Raw genomic sequence first — 19,056 nt, 5'->3', positions numbered from 1 at the left:
CCCGGCCGGGTGGGGGCAAATGCCCCATTGTCACGAAGATCGGACCACCTTTCGGCGGCCCTCAGCTTCCAAGGAAGGCCCGGATGGTGGAGGCTGGAACGATCCGCGAGCGGTCGGGCGTGGCATCCGGCCGGTGGCTCACGACGCCCAGCAGGCAATTGGTTGCCGCGTCGTAAACCCCGGCGCCGGACTCGCCTTCGGCGAGGGAGACGGGGATGTCGGCATAGGCGCCGTCAACCTTGCGGGTCTCGGGCACCATGTCCCCGGCCTGGGCGAGGGCGTGCCGCCGGGCGGAGGAGACGCGGATCGATTGCCCGCGCGCCGGGCCCTCCCCGCAGGGGACCGCGGCAGGGCCTGGCAGGGCCATGGGGGCCTGGAGCAACGCCAGGTCTTCCCCGCCGCGGTACATGGGGCCAACCCCGGGCTCCAGATACCCGGCCCCGACCCGGACCACCCGCACCGGCAGGGTGCGCCCGGCGTAATGGATGGTGATCTGCATGGGGGTGCCGGCGCAGCGGCGAAGGCGGGGGACGATGTCGTCCACCAGATGGGCGGCGGTCAGGAAGAGCCCATTGCCCAGGTTGATGGCATAGCCGCGAAGGGGGCAGCCAGGCGTCCAGCCGCCGCGTAGTTCGGCGCGGAAGGCGTCCGGGATGTCAGGCAGGCGCTGCACCGGCGTGTGGGCCGGGCGGGACTGCCCGGGCGTGGCCTCATCGTCCCATGGGCGCGGCTCGCGCGCCGCACAAGCGGAGAGCGCCAGTGCCGCCAGCAGCGCCGCGCCCCCGCCACGCATCAAGCCGGCAAGACCTTGCCCGGGTTCAACAGACCCTTGGGATCGAGCGCGGCCTTGATCCGCCGCATGGCATCCAGCTCCGCACCACCACGCCACTCGGCCAGCATGTCCGGCTTCAGGCGTCCCACACCGTGCTCTGCGCTGAAGGAGCCGTCCAGATCCCGGACAATGTCATTCACGCAATCCATGATGTCATGGCTGCGGGCGAGGAAGGCGGCGGCCTCCATCCCCTCCGGCTGCTCCAGGTTCATGTGGATGTTGCCGTCGCCCATATGGCCGAAGGGCACGGGACGGCTGCCGGGGATCAGCGCCTGCAGCGCCGCGTTGCTGCGCCGGATCAGCTCCGGCACCTTTGAGACAGGCACGGAGACGTCGTTCTTCACCGAAGCCCCTTCCCGCTTCTGCGCCTCCGGATGCTCCTCGCGCAGGCGCCAGATCGCGTGGCGCTGGGCCTCGCTCTCCGCCAGGGCCGCGTCCAGCACCTCGCCGGCCTCCAGCGCCTCCTCCAGCACCGCCTCCATCAGCCCGCGCAGATCGGCATCGGGGCGGGAGGAGGCGAGATCGACCAGGACATAGTGATCGGCGCGCTCGGAAAGCGGCAGGGTGGCGCCCTCCACATGGCGCAGTACGAAGCCGACGCCGGTGCCGGACATGTATTCGAAGGCGCGCACCGCACCCTCGTCCCGGTCGCGGAAGCGGCGGAACAGGGAGAGGGCCGCGTCCTCGCTCTCCATGGCGCATAGGGCGATGGCCTCGGCCCGCGGGCGGGGAAAGAGGCGCAGCACGGCGGCGGTGACGATCCCCAGCGTGCCCTCAGCCCCCACCATCAGGTGGCGCAGCGCATAGCCGGTGTTGTCCTTGCGCAGCCGCCGCAGCCCGTGGATCACGCCGCCGTCAGGCAATACGATCTCAAGGCCCAGCATCAGGTCCCGCGCATTGCCGTAGCGCACGGTGTTGTTGCCGCCGGCATTGGTGGAGAGCACGCCGCCGATCGTCGCCGTGCCCTCGGCGCCGAGCGAGAGGGGGAACAGGCACCCGGCCTCGGCGGCCGCGTCCTGGGCCGTCTTCAGCACCACCCCGGCTTCCGCGACCATGGTCATGTCCACCGGGTCGATGTCGCGGATGCGGTTCATGCGGGAGAGGGAGAGGATCACCTGCCGCCCACTCTCATCCGGCATGGCGCCACCGACCATGGAGGTATTGCCACCCTGGGGCACCACGGGGATGCCGGCCTCGTAGAGAAGCTTCATCGCCGCCGCCAGCTCGTCCGTGGAGGCGGGGCGCAGCAGGGCTGGGGACGCGCCGTGATAGAGGCCGCGCCAGTCGGAGAGATGCGGCTCCAGCTGGGCGGGATCCGTGACGATGCCGCGCGGGCCGAGGATGCCCAGCAGGCCCTCCATCAGGCCATCGGGGAGTGGGATCGCGGGGCGGAGCGGGGCGGTGTCTGGCATTGGCACGAGACCAAACGCCAGGCCGGGCCTTTGGGTCAAGTGCGCGCCAGGTGCCTTCTGGGCCGCCCGCCGGCGACAAGCAGCCCGATTACCGGCAGCCCCACCACCACCAACGCCAGCGCGGCCACTGCCCCTTCCTCATAGGTGCCGCGCGCGGCCTCGGCATAGAGGGCGGTGGCAAGGGTTTCGCGGTTGAAGGGACGCAGCAGCAGCGTGGCCGGCAGCTCCTTCATGGCATCCAGGAAGACCAGCAGCGCGGCGGCAGAGAGCGCCGGCAGCAGCAGCGGCAGATGCACCTGCCCCAGGATGCGGCCCGGTCGCGCGCCCATGGAGCGGGCGGACCAGTCCATCTGCGGGCGGATGCGGGCATAGGCGGCATCCAGCCCTCCGGCAGGGATCGCCAGGAAGCGCACGAAATAGGCCACCACCAGCGCGGTGGCGGTGCCCGACAGGGCCGGTACCCAGCGGCCCATCCCCTCGGTCAGGTCGTCGAGCCCGCCGAAGGCAACGATCAGCCCCACCGCCGCGATGCCGCCCGGCAGGGCATAGCCAAGCATGCTGGCGCGCAGCAGTGCCGTATCGACCATCCCGTGCCGGTCCGGCATCGCATCCCCACGCGCCCCGAAGGCCAGGAACAAGGCGGCCGGCAGGACCAGCAGGGTGGCGATGGCGGAAAGCAGGGCACTGTTGCCGATCCAGGTGCCGAGTTCCGGCGGCAGGCCGAATTCAGCCACCCGCCGCCATGCGGCCCAGACGAGGTAGGAGGCCGGCACCACGAAGCCGAGCAGCACCGGCACCAGGCAGAACAGGCTGGCCAGCAGTCCCCGCCCCAGCGGCAGGGCGCGGAGGTCGGGCCGCGCACTCTCCCGCACGGCCTGGGCCCCATGGGAGCGGGCGCGGGCCCAGCCATCGAGCAGCAGCAGGGCCGCGACCAGCAGCAGGATCATCAGCGCGATCTGCGCGGCGCCTTCGAGGGAGGAGCGGGTGATCCAGGTGACATAGACCGAGACGGTCAGCGTCCGGACGCCGAGGAATTCGGCCGCCCCCACATCGTTCAGCGTCTCCAGCAGCGCCAGCGAAGCCCCGGCCGCGATGGCTGGCCACGCCATGGGCAGTCCGATGGAGACGAATAGCCGCCACCCGCCGGAGCCGAGCCCCCTGCCCGCCCGCAGCAGGTCCGCCCCTTGGGTGAGGAAGGCGGCACGGGCGGCGAGATAGACATAGGGGAAGAGAACCGTCCCCATCACCATCACGCAGCCTGGCAGCGAGCGAATTTCGGGCAGCGGGATGGCGCGCGGATCGTACAGGGCCAGAAGGTCGCGCAGCCCGGTCTGCACCGGCCCCGCCGGGTGCAGCACGTCCAGCCAGGCATAGGCCGAGACATAGGTCGGCAGCGCCAGGGGCAGGACCAGCGCCCAGACGAAGGTCCTGCGCCCGGGAAAGCGATGGCAGGAGGTGAGCCAGGCAGTGCCGGTGCCCACCCCCACCACCATGGCGCCCACGCCCAGGAGAAGCAGCGCCGTCTCCACCGCCGCCTGCGGCAGGACGTAGCGGATCAGGTGCGGCCAGAGGTCACCCGAACCATGCGCCGCGGCGAAGGCAAGGGCCAGGACGGGCAGGGCGACCAGCGCCACGCTGGCCGCCGCGCCAAGGCGGTGGAGACGCAAGATGGAATGCCGAAGCCCTTAGCGGTCGAAGCCGACCTCGTCCACGATGCGGCTGGCGGCGGCCCGGTGGGCGGCGACATCCGGCAAGGAGACGTCGCGCGGCGTGAGCGAGCCGAAGCCCTCCACGATCGGGTTCGTCGGGGTGTTGGGGCGCACCGGGTTCTCGAAATTGCCGTTGGCGTACAGGGTCTGCGCCTCCGGCGAGACGAGGAACTCCAGGAAGCGGACCGCTTCGGCACGGTTCGGCGCATGGCGGGTGACGGCGCCACCCGAGATGTTCACCGCCGTCTCGCTGGGCGGCAGGATCACACGCACGGCCTCGCCCCAGCGCTTCTGGTCCTCGCCGCCGCGGCCCGAGAGCATCAGCCCGGCGTAGTAGGTGTTGGCGAGGCCCACATCGCAGAGTCCGGCCAGGATGTCGCGCGCCACCTCGCGGTCGCCGCCAGTGGCGCGCCGGGCGAGGTTGCCCTTCACCTTCGTCAGGTAGTCGCGCAGCCAGGGCTCGCCATGCTGGATCAGCAGGATCGAGAACAAAGCGGTGTTGTAGGGGTGCTGACCGGAGCGGATGCAGACCTTTCCCTTGAAGCGCGGGTCGGCCAGGTCCTCATAGGTCAGCTTCGCGGCCTCGGCCTCGGGAATGCGCTCGCGGGAGGCGTAGATGGCCCGCGCCCGGGTGGAGAGGGCGAACCAGCGGCCCTGCGGGTCACGCAGATTGGCCGGGATGGCGGATTCCAGCGCCTTGGACTCCAGCGGCTGGGTCAGGTTGCGATCCACCAGCTCCATCAGGTTGCCCACATCCACCACCATGGCGACATCGGCGCGGGAGCGGCTGCCCTCGGCCGCCAGGCGCTCGGCCAAGCCGCCCTGGACGAAGACGGTGTTGACCTCGATCCCCGTTTCCTTGGTGAAGCGCTCCGTCAGCGGGCGCATCAGCCCCGGTTCGCGGGTGGTGTAGAGATTCACCTCCGCCGCCCCAGCCATGGCGGGCGCCAGGAGCATCGAGAGGGCGAAGAATGCAGCCTTACGGGAGCGGGTCATCGTGCTGGCCTTGGCTTTATTGGATTAGGGGCGAATGTGTTCCAAGGCGGGCGCGCCGGCAATAGGTGAGAATGCGTATCAGTTTGATGCCACAACAGGATGACCTATCGCAGCAGCGCCAGCCCGATCAGCCCGCCGCCCAGCAGCGTCCAGATCGGTGAATAGCGGGATCGCCAGACGAAAAGGGTGGAGACCAGGGTGATGAGGATGGCCACTCCCACTTCGGTCGCCGTGCCCCGCGCCGCGGCGGCGGCGGTGACCAGGCCGGTGGCGAGGATCAGCCCGATCGCGACCGGCACCAGCCCCGACCGCAGCGCCGCCAGCCGCCAATCCCCTGCCAGGCGCTGGGTCAGCGTCGCGACGGCCCAGGAGAGCACGAAGGTTGGGCCGAGGAAGCCGATCAGGCTCGCCGCCAGCCCCTGCGCCCCGGCGACATGCCAGCCGATCACGGCGACGAAGAGCACGTTGGGCCCTGGCGCGGCCGCGGCCAGCGCATAGCCCTGGCTGAAGGTCTCGTCGCTCATCCAGTGGCGCAGGTCCACCACCTCGCGATGCATCTCCGGCACGGCGGCATTGGCGCCGCCGACCGCAAGCAGGGAGAGCTTGAGGAAGAAGACGAAGATGTCCCAGGCCTCGGGCGTCATTGCGGCCGACGCCCACGCCAGACCACGGCGGCAATGGAGATGGGGCCGAGCACCAGCACGATGACCGGCAGGGGCACGCGGAGCCAGGCCGCCGCCAGCATGGACAGCAGCCCGATGGCGATCTGCTCAGGCGGCGGGCTGAGGCGGCCGGACATGCGGATGCCGTTGCCGATCACCATCCCGGCCGCGGCGCATGCCGTGCCATGCATGAAGGCGCCCACATGCGGGTCGTCGGCGAATTCCTGCCAGAGCAGGACGAGCGACATCAGGACGATCAGCGGGCCGATATAGAGCCCGCCCGTGGCGGCGAAGGAGCCGCGCAGCCCCGCGAAGCGGCGCCCGATCATCACCGCCGCATTGCCCACATTTGGGCCGGGCAGAACCTGGCCGAGGCCGAGCACCTCGGCATAGTCGCGCTCGGTCATCCAGCGCCGCTCCTCGACGAGCGCGCGGCGAACCCAGACCTGGGCGCCACCGAAACCCAGCAGCCCGGCCTTGGCGAAGGCGGCAAAGAGCTGGGCGGCGCCGGGCGGCGGGTTGAGGGGAAGCTCCTCGGGCGGATTCGCGACGGTCTTAGGCACGGGCGCAAACTCCGCCCGGCGAGGGCCGACGGCAAGGGGGTCAGCGCGGCGCGGCAGCGCGGCGGAGCCGGTCGTTGATGGCCTCGCCCAGCCCCGCCATCGGCACGGGCATGGCCGCGATGCCGCGCAATCCTTGTCGCGCGCCCTCGGCATCCAGCCAGCGCAGCCCGGCGAAAAGGCGGGCGGCGGCCTCGGCCGGATCACCGGCCTCGGAGAGGTTCCAGGTGGCGCCGGCACCAGGTAGCGACGGGCCGAAGGCCAGCAGCGCCTCGTCCGCCGCAACCTCCCGCGCCTCGAGACGCAATGGGAGGCCGGGGGCATAGTGGGAGAGCAGCATGCCAGGGGAGCGCAGCGTCCCCGGCTGGCCGGCACCAGAGCGAGCGAGGGGGCCAATCATCGCCTCGATCGCCTCCGCCGTCACGCCGCCGGGGCGCAGCAGCACGGGGGTGGGTGTGCTCAGGTCCAGTACCGTGCTTTCCAGCCCAACGGCGCAGGGCCCACCGTCGATCACGGCAGCGATGCGGCCCGAGAGCCCGTCCAGCACATGATCCGCCGTGGTGGGGGAAACGCCGCCGGAGCGGTTGGCGGAAGGGGCGGCAACAGGGGTGCCCGCCGCCCGCAGCAGGGCCTGGGCCAGCGGATGGGCGGGCACGCGCACCGCCAGCGTGTCCAGCCCGGCCCCCGTGAGCAGGTCGATCCGGCTCTCCGAACGGCGAGGCAGGACGAGGGTCAGCGCGCCGGGCCAGAAGCGGGCGGCCAGGGCCTCGGCGCGGGCATCCGGCGCCACCTCCGCGAAGGCAGTGGCGGCATCGGGGAAATGGCTGATCAGCGGATTGAAATGCGGGCGGCCCTTGGCCGCGAAGATGCCGGCCACCGCCGTCCCGTTCCGCGCATCGGCGCCCAGGCCATAGACCGTCTCCGTCGGGAAGGCGACGAGGGCGCCCTCGCGCAGCAGGGCGGCGGCGCGGGCGACCCCAGCCGGCGTCAGCCGTTCGGTCACCCCCGCCGGCCTTCGGCCAGGAAGGCGTGGTTCTCAAAGTTCGGCTTGCCGTAGCGCAGCGGCTGGCCGTCGAAGCCCGCCACACGGCCGCCGGCGGCCTCCAGCACGGCCTGGGGGGCGGCGGTGTCCCATTCCATGGTGCGGCCGAAGCGGGGGTAGATGTCGCCCACTCCTTCCGCCAGGCGGCAGAACTTCACCGCGGAGCCGATCTTCTCGATATGGGCGACCTTGCGGCCCTCCAGGAACTGGCCCAGGCGCGGGTCGTCGGAATAATGGCGAGAGGCGAAGATCGTGGCCCCTTCCGCCGGGATGGCGCGGGCGCGGATGGGGCGCCGGCTGGCCGCTTCGCGCTTCCAGGCGAGGCCGGTGGGCACGATGCCGCCGAAGATCTCCATGCTCGCCGGCACCGCCACGGCCCCGAGATAAGCCCTGCCCTCCTGCACCAGCCCGATATTGACCGTGAAGCTGTCATGGCCGGCAGCGAATTCCCGCGTGCCGTCCAGCGGGTCCACCAGCCAGGTGCGGGCGGCCAGGGCGGTGACCAGCCCGGCGGCGACTTCCTCCTCCGCCACCACAGGGATGTCCGGCGTGGCGGCGCGGAGGCCCTCGACGATCAGCGCCTCGGCAATGCGGTCCGCCTCGGTGACGGGGGATTCGTCGGTCTTGCGCTCCACGGCGAAGCCCGCGGCGCGGATGGCGTTGATGGCATGGGCGGCGCGCTCGGCCAGGGTAGCGGCCAGTTCGAGCAGATCTTCATCGGTCATTCGATGGGGATAGCGCGGGCGGCGGCGGCAGGGCAGCCCAATGAGCCGCGATTCCCGCGGGAAGGCGCGTCAGCCCGGCGGCAGGGCCCGCCCCGTGCGCGCGGCATGGGGATCATCCAGGTGCCGCGCCACCATGTAGAGGCGGATCTCGCCGCGGGCAGCCTCGTCGCGATCCTCGAGGATTGGCGGCCTGCGCCCATGCCGGTTAGCGTGCTCTATCCCAAAAGTCGCCAGCTTTCCCCGCGCGTTCGGGTCTTCGTCGACTGTGTGGCGGCAACGATGCGCGAGGCGACCGCCTGAGCCTCAGCTCACCCGCGCCCGCTCCGCCAGGAAATCCAGCAGCGCCCGGATGCGTGCCGGCAAGGGGCCGCCGCCGAGCCAGACGGCATGGACCTCCTCCAGGTCGCCGGGATTGCAATCCTCCAGCACGGGGCGCAGCCGCCCGGCGCGGATGTCCTCCCGCACGGTGAAGGCCGCGAGCCGCGCAAGGCCGGCGCCCGCGATGGCCAGGTGTCGCAGCGCCTCGCCATCGCTCGCCTGCACCGCGCCGGCGGCGGGAAGGGTGATGGTCTCGCCGTCGCGGAGCAGGGGCCAGCCCTCCACGGCCCGGACATAGCCGAAGCCGAGACGACCATGCGCCTGCAGTTCCGTGACATCCCGTGGCTCCCCCATGCGCGCGAAGTAGGAGGGCGCCCCGACAATCATCATGCGCGTCGCGCCGAGCTTGCGGGCAACAAGGCTGGAGTTCCGCAGCGGCCCGGCCCGCACGGCGACATCGGTGCGCTCGGCCAGCAGGTCCACCACTGCATCGGTCTGCACGATGTCGAGCGTCACCCCCGGATGCGCGGCCAGGAAATCTGGTACCAGCGGCGCCAGGATATGGGTGCCGAAGGAGGCGTTGGTGTTGAGGCGGATGCGCCCCACCGGCCGCTCCCCGCCCGCGGCGCCGCGCTCCGCCTCCTCCATATCGGCCAGGATCCGCGTGGCGCGCTCGTAAAAGGCGCCGCCTTCGGGCGTGAGCTGGAGGCGGCGCGTGGAGCGGTTCACCAGCCGGGCGCCGAGCCGCGCCTCTAGCCGGGCGACGAGCTTGCTCACGGCCGAGGGCGTCATTCGCCCCGCCCGCGCGGCGGCAGAGAAGCCACCCAGTTCGACAACCCGGACGAAGACCTCCATCTCGCCCGAGCGGTTCACCTCGGATCGCGGCATGATGAGTTCAGTTCATAGGTGATGTGCCTCAAGGCCCTCTAGGTCACCAAACCCGGCATGTCCATTCTGGGGCGCAACAGAAACCGCCCAAAAGGCACCCCCATGCCCCTCGCACTTTATGCGCTGACCGCCGGCGCCTTCGGCATCGGCGTCACCGAATTCGTCATCATGGGCCTGTTGCTGGAGGTGAGCGCCGATCTCGGCGTCTCCATCGCCGCCGCCGGCCTGCTCATCTCCGGCTATGCGCTCGGCGTCGTGCTCGGCGCGCCGCTGCTCACCGCCTTCACCGCCGGCATGCCGCGCAAGCGGGTGCTGATCGGGCTGATGGTGATCTTCGTCATCGGCAACGCCGCCTGTGCGCTCGCGCCCAGCTACGGCATCCTGATGGGCGCGCGGGTGCTGACCGCCTTCGCCCATGGCACCTTCTTCGGCGTCGGCTCCGTGGTGGCCACTGGCCTCGTCGCGCCGGACCGCCGCGCCTCGGCCATCGCCGTGATGTTCACGGGGCTGACCATCGCCAACATCCTCGGCGTGCCCTTTGGCACCTGGCTGGGCCAGCATTACGGCTGGCGCGCGACCTTCTGGGCCGTCACCGCCATCGGCGTCCTGGCGCTGGCCATCATCGCCCTGCTGATCCCGCGCGACGAAGTGGCGCCCGAGGCGAATGACTGGCGTGCCGACCTCCGTGCCATGGCGCGCCGCCCCGTGCTGCTGGGCCTGGCCATGACGACGCTCGGCTTCGCGGGCGTCTTTGCGGTCTTTACCTACATCGCCCCGGCGCTGACCCGGCTGGCTGGCTTCTCCGAGGCCGCAGTCTCGCCGATCTTGCTCGTCTTTGGCGGCGGGCTGGTGCTGGGCAACCTGATCGGCGGACGCCTGGCGGACCGGGATCTCGGCCGCACCGTCATCGGCACCCTCGTCGCCCTCGCAGTCGTGCTCGGGCTGATGACCTTCGCCCTGCACAATCAGGTCGCCGCCGTGCTCTTTGTCGGGCTGCTGGGGGCCGCCGGCTTCGCGACCGTGGCGCCGCTGCAGATGTGGGTGCTCCAGCGGGCGGAGGGTGCGGGGCAGAGCCTCGCCTCCAGCCTCAACATCGCCGCGTTCAACCTCGGCAATGCATTGGGGGCGACGGTGGGCGGGCTGGTCATCGACCATGGGCCGGGCCTCTGGGCCGTGCCGTTGGCCGCGACGGTCATGCCGCTGGGGGCACTGGTGCTGGCCTCCCTCGGCATGCGTACCGCGCGCCGCCCGGCCGCCGTGCTGCGGGACGCCTGAGCTAACCAAGGCCGGGGGAGTTCCCCCCGGCCTCGAGCCCAGGGCCGATGACAATTCCGGCACTGCAATCAACAAACAACAGAGCAAGCCCGCCCGGTGCTAGGCTCCGGCACGGGCAGGATGTCCGCATATGGGCACCGACCGCCTGCCGCCCCGGCCAGGAAAAGGAGGACGCGATGCCGAAATTCATCATCGAACGAGAGATGCCCGGAGCCGGCAGCCTGTCGCCGGCGGACTTCCAGGGCGCGGCGCAGAAATCCTGCGACGTGATTCGCGCAATGGGTCCCGAGATCCAGTGGGTCGAAAGCTATGTGACCGGCGACAAGATCTACTGCGTCTATGTGGCGCAAAACGAGGAGCAGATCCGCGAGCATGCGGAGCGCGGTGGCTTCCCGGCCAACAAGATCAACAAGGTTGCGCGAATGATCGACCCGACGACGGCGGAAGCCGCCTGACGCGAGCTTTTCGTTCGCAGCCGTCGCGGATCATCCCGCGACGGCCCGGGTCGCCCATGTGGGCGGGCTTCGGCCATGGGGCAGCTCGATCTGCAAGATGAGGCCACCGCGCGGCACGCAAGACGGGGGCGCCGTTTGGCCCCCCGCAAGCCGGCCTCGCGGGGCCCTGGCCTAGGCTGCAATCAGAGGCCGAAAGTCACCAAGCCACGCTCGTCGATGGCCCAGGCGGGGTTCCAGGCGATCTCCCAGGCATGGCCGTCCGGATCGGCGGCATAGCCGCGCATCCCACCATGCGGCGGCACGTCGGCCGCGCGCAGCATCCTGCCTCCCGCGGCCACCAGCTGGCCGATGAGAGGCTGCACATCGTCCCGTCCCGGCACGTTGTGGGCGAGGGAGAAGCCGCCCGAGGGCAGTGTCTCCCGGCCAGCATCCGCCGCCAGTGCATCGCGGAGCCAGGTGCCCAGCACGAAGCCGTTCATCTGGTAGAACGCGATATCGCCATTCTCGAAGACCGGCCGCCAGCCGAATCCCTCCGCATAGAAGCGGCGGGAGCGGGCGAGGTCCGCCACGCCCAGGGTGATGACGGAAATCTGCTGTTGCTGCATCTGGCACGTCCCTTCATCCGCGCCGCGCACCATGCGCGGGCGGTTCAGGATCGCGGGACTCGGCGCGGGCGCGCCGGTCAGAACCCCATCCGGAACCCCGGCGAGGCGGCCGGGCTAACCACACCGGCACCGCCTTTTCCGACCGGTGGCGAGCCTACCACCCGATAACGGATCGATGAAACCGGCCACGACCCGCGGCGCGGCATGGCGGATCGCCAATCGGGTGCTATCTCTGGGCGGACGCAATCCGGGACCTCCACATGCTCGACATCGCCTTTGCCAAGCCCGCCCTCCCCGAGAGCGGTGCTCTCGTCCTGCCGCTGGCGGAGGAGGACCTGGGTGGCGGGCTGGTCGCGGAGTGGGACAAGCAGCTGGGCGGCCATGTCGCGCGCGGGCTCGCCGCGGCCGAGTTCAAGGGACGCAAGGGGCAGACCGCGACGCTCTTCGCCCCGGGCGGCGGCCTGTCCCGGCTGGTGCTGGTCGGCCTCGGCAAGCGCGATGCGCTGGAGGCCAGCGGAGTGGAGGCCGCCGGCGGCCATGCCGTCGCGGCACTGGGCAAGGAGGCGACTGCCTCCATCGATGCGCGCGCCATTGGCGGCTGGGCCGGGGCGCCGGCCGATCTTGCCCTTGGCGCCGTGCTGCGCGCCTGGCGCTTCGACCGCTATCGCACCACCGAGAAGCCCGAGGACAAGCCGCGCCTCTCCGGCATCAAGGTGTTGTGCGAGGACCCCTCCGCCGCCAAGGCCGAATGGTCCACCCGCCGCGCCGTGGCCGAGGGCGTGTTCCTCACCCGCGAGCTGGTGAGCGAGCCCGCCAATGTGCTGAACCCGCCGGAATTCGCCGACCGCCTCCGCAAGCTCGAGAAGCTGGGCGTGGAGGTGGAGGTCTTCGGGCAGAAGGACCTGGAGAAGCTCGGCTTCGGCTCAATGCTCTGCGTCTCGCAGGGCTCGGCCCAGCCGCCGCGCATGGTGGTGATGCGCTGGAACGGCACGGATTCGAAGAAGCGTGACAGCAAGCCCATCGCCTTCATCGGCAAGGGCGTGACCTTCGACACGGGCGGCATCTCCATCAAGCCCGCGGGGGGCATGGAGGACATGAAGTGGGACATGGCCGGCGCCGGCACGGTGGCGGGGCTGATGGCGGCCCTCGCCGGGCGCAAGGCGAAGGTCGATGCGGTGGGCATCGTCGGGCTGGTGGAGAACATGCCTTCCGGCACGGCGACGCGCCCGGGCGATGTCGTCACCTCCTATTCCGGTCAGACGATCGAGGTGATCAACACCGATGCCGAAGGCCGGCTCGTGCTGGCCGACGTGCTCTCCTATTGCAAGAAGCGCTTCGATCCGGCCTTCATGGTGAACCTCGCCACGCTTACCGGCGCCATCATCGTGGCGCTGGGGCATGAGCATGCCGGGCTGTTCTCGAATGACGACGGCCTCGCGCGCCGCATCGAGGAGGCCGGAAAGGCGGTGGGCGAACTCGCTTGGCGCATGCCGCTTGGCGATGCCTATGACCGCCAGATCCGCTCCGATATCGCGGATATGAAGAATGTCGGCGGGCGGCCGGGCGGCTCCATCACCGCCGCGCAGTTCATCCAGCGCTTCGTGGATGGTTGCCCCTGGGCGCATCTGGATATCGCCGGGGTCGCCTGGGGCAGCAAGGACCAGCCCACCACGCCGAAGGGCGCGACGGCCTGGGGCGTGCGCCTGCTGGACCGGCTGGTGGCCGAGCACCATGAGGGCCGTGCCCCCGCCTTGCCCGAGCCCGCCGAGACCGAGACGGCCGCGGTGACCGGCACCGGCAGCGACTCCCCCGCCGCCCTGGCCGAGGGCACGGCCATCTCCGAACCCATCCTGCCCACGCCAGACCTGCCGACGCGCCCGGCGGGCGAGCCGGCGGCGCGTCCCGCCCGCCGCCCGGCCACGCGCCGCCCGCGCCGCTGAGGGACCGCGCGGATCGCGGGCCGACAGCATGCTGAAGCTCCGCCTGACCGAGATGCCACGCGGCCGCCACCCGATGGCCTTCCCCGCCCTGGCGGGCGAGGCGCTGCCGGACGCCTATGCGCCGGCCGGCCAGGCGGCGGGGTTCTCGCCAGAAAAGGGCGAGGCCCTGCGCCTGGATGGCGTGCTGCACGGGCGCACGATCTGGCTCGTCGGCGTTGCCCCCGGACCGCACGGGCTGGAGGCGGCGGGGGCGCTGGCGGCAGCCTCCATGGCCGAGGCGAAGCACGGGGTGATCGATGCGCGCGGGCTCACGCCGCAGCAGGTCGGGGTCCTGGCGGTGGGCGCCGGGATGCGCGCCCACCGCCTGCCCCATTACGGTGCCGAGCCGCCAGCTGCCCTGCGCCACCTCGACCTGCTGGTGGACAAGGCCGAGGAGGCGGCGCCGGAGATCGAGCGGGTGCGGGCCGTGCTGCGCGGGGTGGGCTTCGCGCGGGACCTGGCAGCGGAGCCCGGAAACCGGCTCACCCCCACCGAATTCGTCGAGCGGCTGCGCGGGCTGGAGAAGCACGGGATCGAGGTGGCGGTGCATGGCCGCCATTGGCTGGAGCGGCGCGGCTATGGCGGGCTGCTGGCGGTGGGGCGAGGTTCGGCGCATGCGCCGCGCCTTGTCGTGCTGCGCTGGCCCGGCCATGGCCCGACCTATGCCGATGCACCGGTTGCCTTCATCGGCAAGGGCATCACCTTCGACACGGGGGGCATCAGCATCAAGCGGGGTCCACGGATGGAGGCGATGAAGGCCGACATGGCCGGGGCCGCCGCCTGCGCGGGAGCGATACTGGCCCTCTCCCTGCGCGACAGCCCCGCCCCGGCGGTCGCGGTGCTGGCCATCGCGGAGAACGCCACCGATGGCGACAGCTACCGCCCCGGCGACGTGCTCCGCATGGCCTCCGGCCGCAGGGTGGAGGTCGTTGACACGGATGCGGAGGGGCGGCTGGTGCTGGCCGATGCCCTGCACCATGCCCGCGGGCTGAAGCCCCGCGCCATGATCGACCTGGCGACGCTCACCGGCAGCATCGTCTCGGCCCTGGGCCATCACCGCGCCGGGCTGTTCGGCAACGAACCGGCGCTGCGCGATGCCGCCATGTCAGCGGGCGAAGCGGTGGGCGAGCCGCTCTGGCCCATGCCGATCGGCGAGCGGCACCGGGCCGATCTGGAAAGCGCGATCGCTGACCTGCGCCATTGCCTGCCCGCGGGCGGCGGAGGCGGCTGGGCCGGGAAGTTCCTGCCCGATGCCTGCCATGCCGCCGCCTTCCTGCGGGAATTCGCCGGAGCCGAGACGCCGGCAGACATCCCGTGGGCGCATCTCGACATCGCCGGGATGGACTTGCGCGAGGAAGGGGTGGAGTCGGGTCCCTATCCCCTCCCCCCGGGGCCGAGCGGCTTCGGGGTGCGGCTGCTGGACCGGCTGGTCGCGGACCGCTTCGAGACATGACCGAGATCGGTTTCTACCACCTGACCCGCACGGCACTGGAGGTAGCGCTGCCCAAGCTGCTCGGCCGCGTGCTGGCCACTGGCGGCCGCGCCGTGGTGCGGGTGGGCGGGCCAGAGCGGCTGGCGGCGCTGGACACCGCCCTCTGGCTCTGCCCCGATCCCGACTGGCTGCCCCATGGCACGCCGACCACGGGCGATCCCGACCTCCAGCCCATCTGGCTTACCACCGAGGACGAGGCACCGAACGGCGCCCGCCATCTGTTTCTGGCCGATGGGGCGGAAACCGCGCGGGCCGAGGCGTTCGACCGCATCTTCGACCTGTTCGACGGCAACGACTCCGCCGCGCTGGAGGCCGCACGGGACCGCTGGCGCCGCGCGCGGGCGGCCGGGCACAGCCTGACCTACTGGCAGCAGGGGCCGAATGGCTGGATGAAGCGCGAGTAACCCATCGCCGCCCTTGCCCCGCCCGCCACGGCCTGCCACATCGGGCCCGCCCTCAGGAGCGCATTTCCATGTCCGACAATACCCAGGCCACCGAGACCATGACGGTCGGCGCTCTGATTGCCGAGTTGCAGAAGCTCGACCCGTCCCGTCCCATCGCGCTCGGCATCATGCTGGGCGGCGAGGAGGACGAGGAAGGCGAGATCGACATCTACGGCATCGACATCATCGAGGAGATGGAGGCGGAGGACGGCTCCCCCGCCTATGTCATCGCCTGCGACCTGCGCGGGTCCGACGACGAGGAGGAGGGCTGACCCTCCCCCGGCCCTGGCGCGTCGGAGCGGCCCGCCCAGCCAAGCGCGGCCGGTGCCGACAGCTGGGCGCGTGCCCGACGGGCGGGGCCTGATGGCGCCGCCTGAACGGGTTGCCTGAAAGCGCCATGGCCATCATGCCCGGCAGGGCGTGATGCCAAGTCGTAAAGGCGCAAGTCGTAAAGGCGGGCGATGAAGCGGCATCCATCGCGCGGTTGCCCCGTTCTGACGGGGACCAACCGGCATGGGCGCACCGAAGATGATACCCACCCGTCACCATGGGTTGATCGACTATGGCGTGGCCGCGCTGCTCGGCGGCCTCTCCACCTGCCCCACCCTGCCGCCGGCAGTGCGGCGGGCGCTCGGCACCGCCGGCGCCTATCACGCGGGCTATTCCCTGCTGACCGATTACGAGGGAGGCGTGAAGCCCGTCCTCTCCATGCGCCAGCACCTGGCGCTGGATGCCATTGGCGGCGCGGCGCTGATCGGCGCGGGGCTGCGGATGCGGCACGAGTCGAACGAGGCGCGCGCGCTTCTCGTGGGGGTCGGCCTCGCTGAACTGGCCGTGGTGGCCTTCAGCGCGAGCACGCCCATCCGGGGCCCGGGCCAGGGCTCCGGTCCAGTCGGGCGACTGCTGGGCCGCGACGATGCGGCGACCGCACGGCAGGTGGGCTACCCGCCCTTCGACACACCCAAGCCGGCGGCGGAGGGCGTTTATATCGTCGACAGCCTCCTGCCCAATGCGCTCGGCGCGGTGATCGGCACGCGGATGACGGTGATCCGGCTGCCCGACGGCGACCTGCTGCTGCACTCCCCCACGCGCTTCAGCCGGGGCCTCAAGCGGGAGCTGGAGCGAATCGGGCCGATCCGCCACTTGGTCGCGCCGAACTTCGCCCACTGGACCTTCCTGAAGGACTGGCAGGAGGATTGCCCGGAGGCCACCAGCTGGGCCGCGCCGGGGCTGCGCGACCGTTCTCAGGTGCAGAAGAGTGGCGTTCGGCTCGATTACGACCTCGGCGATTCCGCGCCTGCCGCCTGGGGCGGGGTGATCGAAATCGTGCCGGTGCCAGGTGGCGCGGGCTTCCACGAGATGGCGATGTTCCACCAGCCGACCCGCACGCTGGTGCTCACCGACCTCGTCATGAACCTCGAGCCGCCGAAGGTGCCGCTGCTCCTGCGGCCCCTGGCCTGGATGTTCGGCATCATGGCGCCGGACAGCATGCCGCCGCCCTATCTCCGCGCCGTGGTGAAGGCGCGGCATGCGGAGGCGGCGCGGGCCGCCGCCCGGCTGATCGCGCTCCAGCCGGAGCGCGTGGTCTTCGCCCACGGCCGCTGGTTCGAGCGGGACGGGACAGCAGCGCTGCGGCACTCGCTGCGCTGGCTCTGGACCCATGGGCATGAGGAGCCGGCGGAGGGCCGGCACGGCGTCGAGCCGCTGCAGACGGGACCGGGCGGCACGACCATCGCGACGGAGCCCCTCTAGGGGCCTCCGGGCCACCGTCAGGTCCGGCCGAACATCCGCGCCAGGTCGCCGGCGCCCAGGCGTAGGAAGGTCGGGCGGCCATGGGAGCAGGTGGCGGCGCGCGGCGTCGCCTCCATCTCGCGCAGCAGGGCGGCCATTTCGGCCGGGTTAAGGCGGCGCCCGGCGCGGACGCTGCCATGGCAGGCCAGCCGCGCCACGGCGGCATCCAGCCGTCGCTCCAGCGCCGTGCTTTCCTCCCAATCAGCCAGTTCCGCCGCGATATCGGCGAGCAGCGGCGCGGGCTCGGGCGTGCCGAGCAGCGCGGGCAGGGAGCGAACAAGGATGGCCCCGGTGCCGAACAACTCGATCTCCAGCCCGAGCCGCGCCAGCTCCTCGGCGCGCTCCGCCAGGCGCTCGGCATCGGCCGCGGGCATGTCCACCACCGCCGGCAGCAGAAGCGGCTGGCACCGCACCCCGCCGGCCACCAGCTGAGCCGAGAGGCGCTCATGCGTCAGCCGCTCATGCGCCGCATGCTGGTCCACGAGGATGAGGGCGCCGTCCGGGGCCTCGGCGAGGATGTAGGTGTCCAGCAATTGCGCGAGCGGGCGGCCCAGCGGGCCTTCTACCGTGCCGGCCGGGGAAGCGGGCGCCTCGGCAGGCAGGGTCATGGCACCGGGCGGCAGGGCGAAGCGTGGCTGGACGGGGCGCACAGGCGGCGGGGCGGAGAAGGTGAAGCCGGCCTCGGCGAAGCCGGGCGCGCGGGCGGGCGTCGCGCTGCCATCGGACCAGGTGACGGATGCGTCGGCCTCGGGTTCCAGCTGGATCGGCTGACCCGCGCGGCTCGGCCAGGCGGGATCGGGCGCGCCGCCGGCATCCCAGCCGCTGCGCGGAACGCCGATCGCGGGGCCAACTCCCGCCCCCGTTCCCAGCGCCCGGCGGAGGGAGGCGATGAGCGCGCCGCGCACGCCGGCGGAATCGCGGAAGCGCAACTCCGTCTTCATCGGGTGGACGTTCACATCCACCGCATCGGGCGGGATTTCCAGGAACAGCGCGGCCACGGGGTGGCGCCCGGCGGCCAGCACGTCCCGATAGGCGACACGCAATGCTGCACGCAGCAGCGGGTCCCGCACCGGGCGGCGGTTCACCACCAGATGCTGCTCGGTGGCCGTGGCGCGGCTGTGGGTGGGCAGGGCGGCGAGACCCTCCAGCGCCAGGTCGGGCCAATTGCCCTGCACCGGCACGGCGGCGGCGGCGAATTCCCGGCCCAGCAGGGCGGCGGCGCGGCCGGCGCGGTCGGCGGGGGCAAGGTCGAGCGCAACGCGGCCATCCACCGTGACGCGGAAACCCACCTCCGGCCAGGCGAAGGCGAGGCGGCGGACCGCCTCCACCGCATGGGAGGCCTCAGTGCCGGCGGTCTTGAGGAACTTCCGGCGGGCGGGGGTGGCGAAGAACAGGTCCCGCACCTCCACCCGCGTGCCGGGGGGCGCGGCGGCGGGCGTCACCTCGCCGACGCGGCCGGCTTCCACCGCGATGGCATGGGCGTCCCCGTCGCGCGGGCGGGTGGTGATGGACAGGCGGGAGACGGCGCCGATGGAGGGCAAGGCCTCCCCCCGGAAGCCGAGGGTGGCGATGCGGAACAGCGTCGCCTCGTCCGGCAGCTTGGAGGTGGCATGGCGCTCGATGCAGAGGGCGAGGTCGGCCGGGACCATGCCCTTGCCGTCATCCTCCACCAGGATGCGGTCGATGCCGCCACCCTCCAGCGTCACGTTCACGCGGCGGGCACCGGCATCCAGCGCGTTCTCCACCAGCTCCTTCACGGCGGCGGCGGGGCGCTCCACCACCTCGCCGGCGGCGATGCGGTCTGCGGTGGTGGGAGGAAGGCGGCGAATGACCTGATCGGGAATCACAGGGAGGGGATGGGGCTTCGGCGGC

Annotated in this window: 19 protein-coding genes; 8 read left to right on the top strand and 11 right to left on the bottom strand. The window is 71.7% G+C overall.

Annotated elements, in window-relative coordinates; translation table 11 throughout:
* Window positions 1–61: 61 nt before the first annotated feature.
* From GSE44_RS08100 to cysQ, 8 genes are all read right to left on the bottom strand, one after another.
* Window positions 62–793 (bottom strand): trypsin-like peptidase domain-containing protein, encoded by a 732-nt coding sequence (locus GSE44_RS08100; RefSeq protein WP_328799060.1) that lies wholly within the window; start codon window positions 791–793, stop codon window positions 62–64.
* Window positions 793–2,244, bottom strand: coding sequence for an FAD-binding oxidoreductase (locus GSE44_RS08095; protein WP_159348285.1), 1,452 nt, complete (start codon window positions 2,242–2,244; stop codon window positions 793–795). The genes GSE44_RS08100 and GSE44_RS08095 overlap by 1 nt, the downstream gene beginning before the upstream one ends.
* Before the next feature lie 35 nt (window positions 2,245–2,279).
* On the bottom strand, window positions 2,280–3,911 hold the full coding sequence (locus GSE44_RS08090; protein WP_159348284.1) for an ABC transporter permease: 1,632 nt from the start codon (window positions 3,909–3,911) through the stop codon (window positions 2,280–2,282).
* Window positions 3,912–3,929: 18 nt separating this feature from the next.
* Window positions 3,930–4,949, bottom strand: coding sequence for an extracellular solute-binding protein (locus tag GSE44_RS08085; RefSeq protein WP_159348283.1), 1,020 nt, complete (start codon window positions 4,947–4,949; stop codon window positions 3,930–3,932).
* Between the two features lie 104 nt (window positions 4,950–5,053).
* Window positions 5,054–5,593: a chromate transporter gene (locus GSE44_RS08080; protein ID WP_159348282.1), complete on the bottom strand. Its 540-nt coding sequence runs from the start codon at window positions 5,591–5,593 to the stop codon at window positions 5,054–5,056.
* Complete coding sequence (locus tag GSE44_RS08075; protein ID WP_159348281.1) at window positions 5,590–6,174, bottom strand: chromate transporter; 585 nt, start codon at window positions 6,172–6,174, stop codon at window positions 5,590–5,592. The genes GSE44_RS08080 and GSE44_RS08075 overlap by 4 nt, the downstream gene beginning before the upstream one ends.
* A 40-nt stretch (window positions 6,175–6,214) precedes the next feature.
* Window positions 6,215–7,174 carry an L-threonylcarbamoyladenylate synthase gene (locus tag GSE44_RS08070; protein ID WP_159348280.1) on the bottom strand — a complete coding sequence of 320 codons (960 nt, stop codon included), beginning with the start codon at window positions 7,172–7,174 and terminating at the stop codon, window positions 6,215–6,217.
* Window positions 7,171–7,938 (bottom strand): 3'(2'),5'-bisphosphate nucleotidase CysQ, encoded by a 768-nt coding sequence (gene cysQ, locus GSE44_RS08065; protein WP_159348279.1) that lies wholly within the window; start codon window positions 7,936–7,938, stop codon window positions 7,171–7,173. The genes GSE44_RS08070 and cysQ overlap by 4 nt, the downstream gene beginning before the upstream one ends.
* A 105-nt stretch (window positions 7,939–8,043) precedes the next feature.
* Here cysQ and GSE44_RS25590 point away from each other — a divergent pair, with 105 nt between their 5' ends.
* Window positions 8,044–8,238 carry a LysR substrate-binding domain-containing protein gene (locus tag GSE44_RS25590; protein WP_408015097.1) on the top strand — a complete coding sequence of 65 codons (195 nt, stop codon included), beginning with the start codon at window positions 8,044–8,046 and terminating at the stop codon, window positions 8,236–8,238.
* Between the two features lie 3 nt (window positions 8,239–8,241).
* Here the strand turns inward: GSE44_RS25590 and GSE44_RS08055 are convergent, their stop codons facing one another.
* Window positions 8,242–9,144: a LysR family transcriptional regulator gene (locus GSE44_RS08055; RefSeq protein WP_159348277.1), complete on the bottom strand. Its 903-nt coding sequence runs from the start codon at window positions 9,142–9,144 to the stop codon at window positions 8,242–8,244.
* Window positions 9,145–9,246: 102 nt separating this feature from the next.
* Here GSE44_RS08055 and GSE44_RS08050 point away from each other — a divergent pair, with 102 nt between their 5' ends.
* Both GSE44_RS08050 and GSE44_RS08045 read left to right on the top strand, forming a co-directional pair.
* A complete protein-coding gene (locus GSE44_RS08050) occupies window positions 9,247–10,419 on the top strand; it encodes an MFS transporter (protein ID WP_159348276.1) in 1,173 nt (390 codons plus the stop codon).
* 176 nt (window positions 10,420–10,595) lie between these two features.
* Entirely contained in the window at window positions 10,596–10,874 is a 279-nt protein-coding gene (locus tag GSE44_RS08045; protein ID WP_159348275.1) for a DUF4242 domain-containing protein, read from the top strand.
* A gap of 182 nt (window positions 10,875–11,056) precedes the next feature.
* Here the strand turns inward: GSE44_RS08045 and GSE44_RS08040 are convergent, their stop codons facing one another.
* Window positions 11,057–11,479, bottom strand: coding sequence for a VOC family protein (locus tag GSE44_RS08040; protein ID WP_159348274.1), 423 nt, complete (start codon window positions 11,477–11,479; stop codon window positions 11,057–11,059).
* Between the two features lie 260 nt (window positions 11,480–11,739).
* Between GSE44_RS08040 and GSE44_RS08035 the strand changes: the two genes are divergently transcribed.
* From GSE44_RS08035 to GSE44_RS08015, 5 genes are all read left to right on the top strand, one after another.
* A complete protein-coding gene (locus tag GSE44_RS08035; protein ID WP_159348273.1) occupies window positions 11,740–13,419 on the top strand; it encodes a leucyl aminopeptidase in 1,680 nt (559 codons plus the stop codon).
* Between the two features lie 28 nt (window positions 13,420–13,447).
* A complete protein-coding gene (locus GSE44_RS08030) occupies window positions 13,448–14,911 on the top strand; it encodes a leucyl aminopeptidase family protein (RefSeq protein ID WP_159348272.1) in 1,464 nt (487 codons plus the stop codon).
* Window positions 14,908–15,354 carry a DNA polymerase III subunit chi gene (locus tag GSE44_RS08025; RefSeq protein ID WP_159348271.1) on the top strand — a complete coding sequence of 149 codons (447 nt, stop codon included), beginning with the start codon at window positions 14,908–14,910 and terminating at the stop codon, window positions 15,352–15,354. The genes GSE44_RS08030 and GSE44_RS08025 overlap by 4 nt, the downstream gene beginning before the upstream one ends.
* Before the next feature lie 68 nt (window positions 15,355–15,422).
* Complete coding sequence (locus tag GSE44_RS08020) at window positions 15,423–15,665, top strand: hypothetical protein (protein ID WP_159348270.1); 243 nt, start codon at window positions 15,423–15,425, stop codon at window positions 15,663–15,665.
* Between the two features lie 256 nt (window positions 15,666–15,921).
* Window positions 15,922–17,145, top strand: coding sequence for a DUF4336 domain-containing protein (locus tag GSE44_RS08015; RefSeq protein WP_235924626.1), 1,224 nt, complete (start codon window positions 15,922–15,924; stop codon window positions 17,143–17,145).
* Between the two features lie 17 nt (window positions 17,146–17,162).
* Here GSE44_RS08015 and mutL read toward each other — a convergent pair whose 3' ends face one another.
* The gene (gene mutL, locus GSE44_RS08010) at window positions 17,163–19,031 is read right to left on the bottom strand and encodes a DNA mismatch repair endonuclease MutL (RefSeq protein ID WP_235924625.1); all 1,869 of its coding nucleotides are present in this window, start codon (window positions 19,029–19,031) and stop codon (window positions 17,163–17,165) included.
* Window positions 19,032–19,056 lie beyond the last annotated feature (25 nt).

The sequence above is a fragment of the Muricoccus harenae genome, from assembly GCF_009848505.1.
GTDB lineage: Bacteria > Pseudomonadota > Alphaproteobacteria > Acetobacterales > Acetobacteraceae > Roseomonas > Roseomonas harenae.
This window is presented reverse-complemented; position numbering and strand designations above follow the sequence as displayed.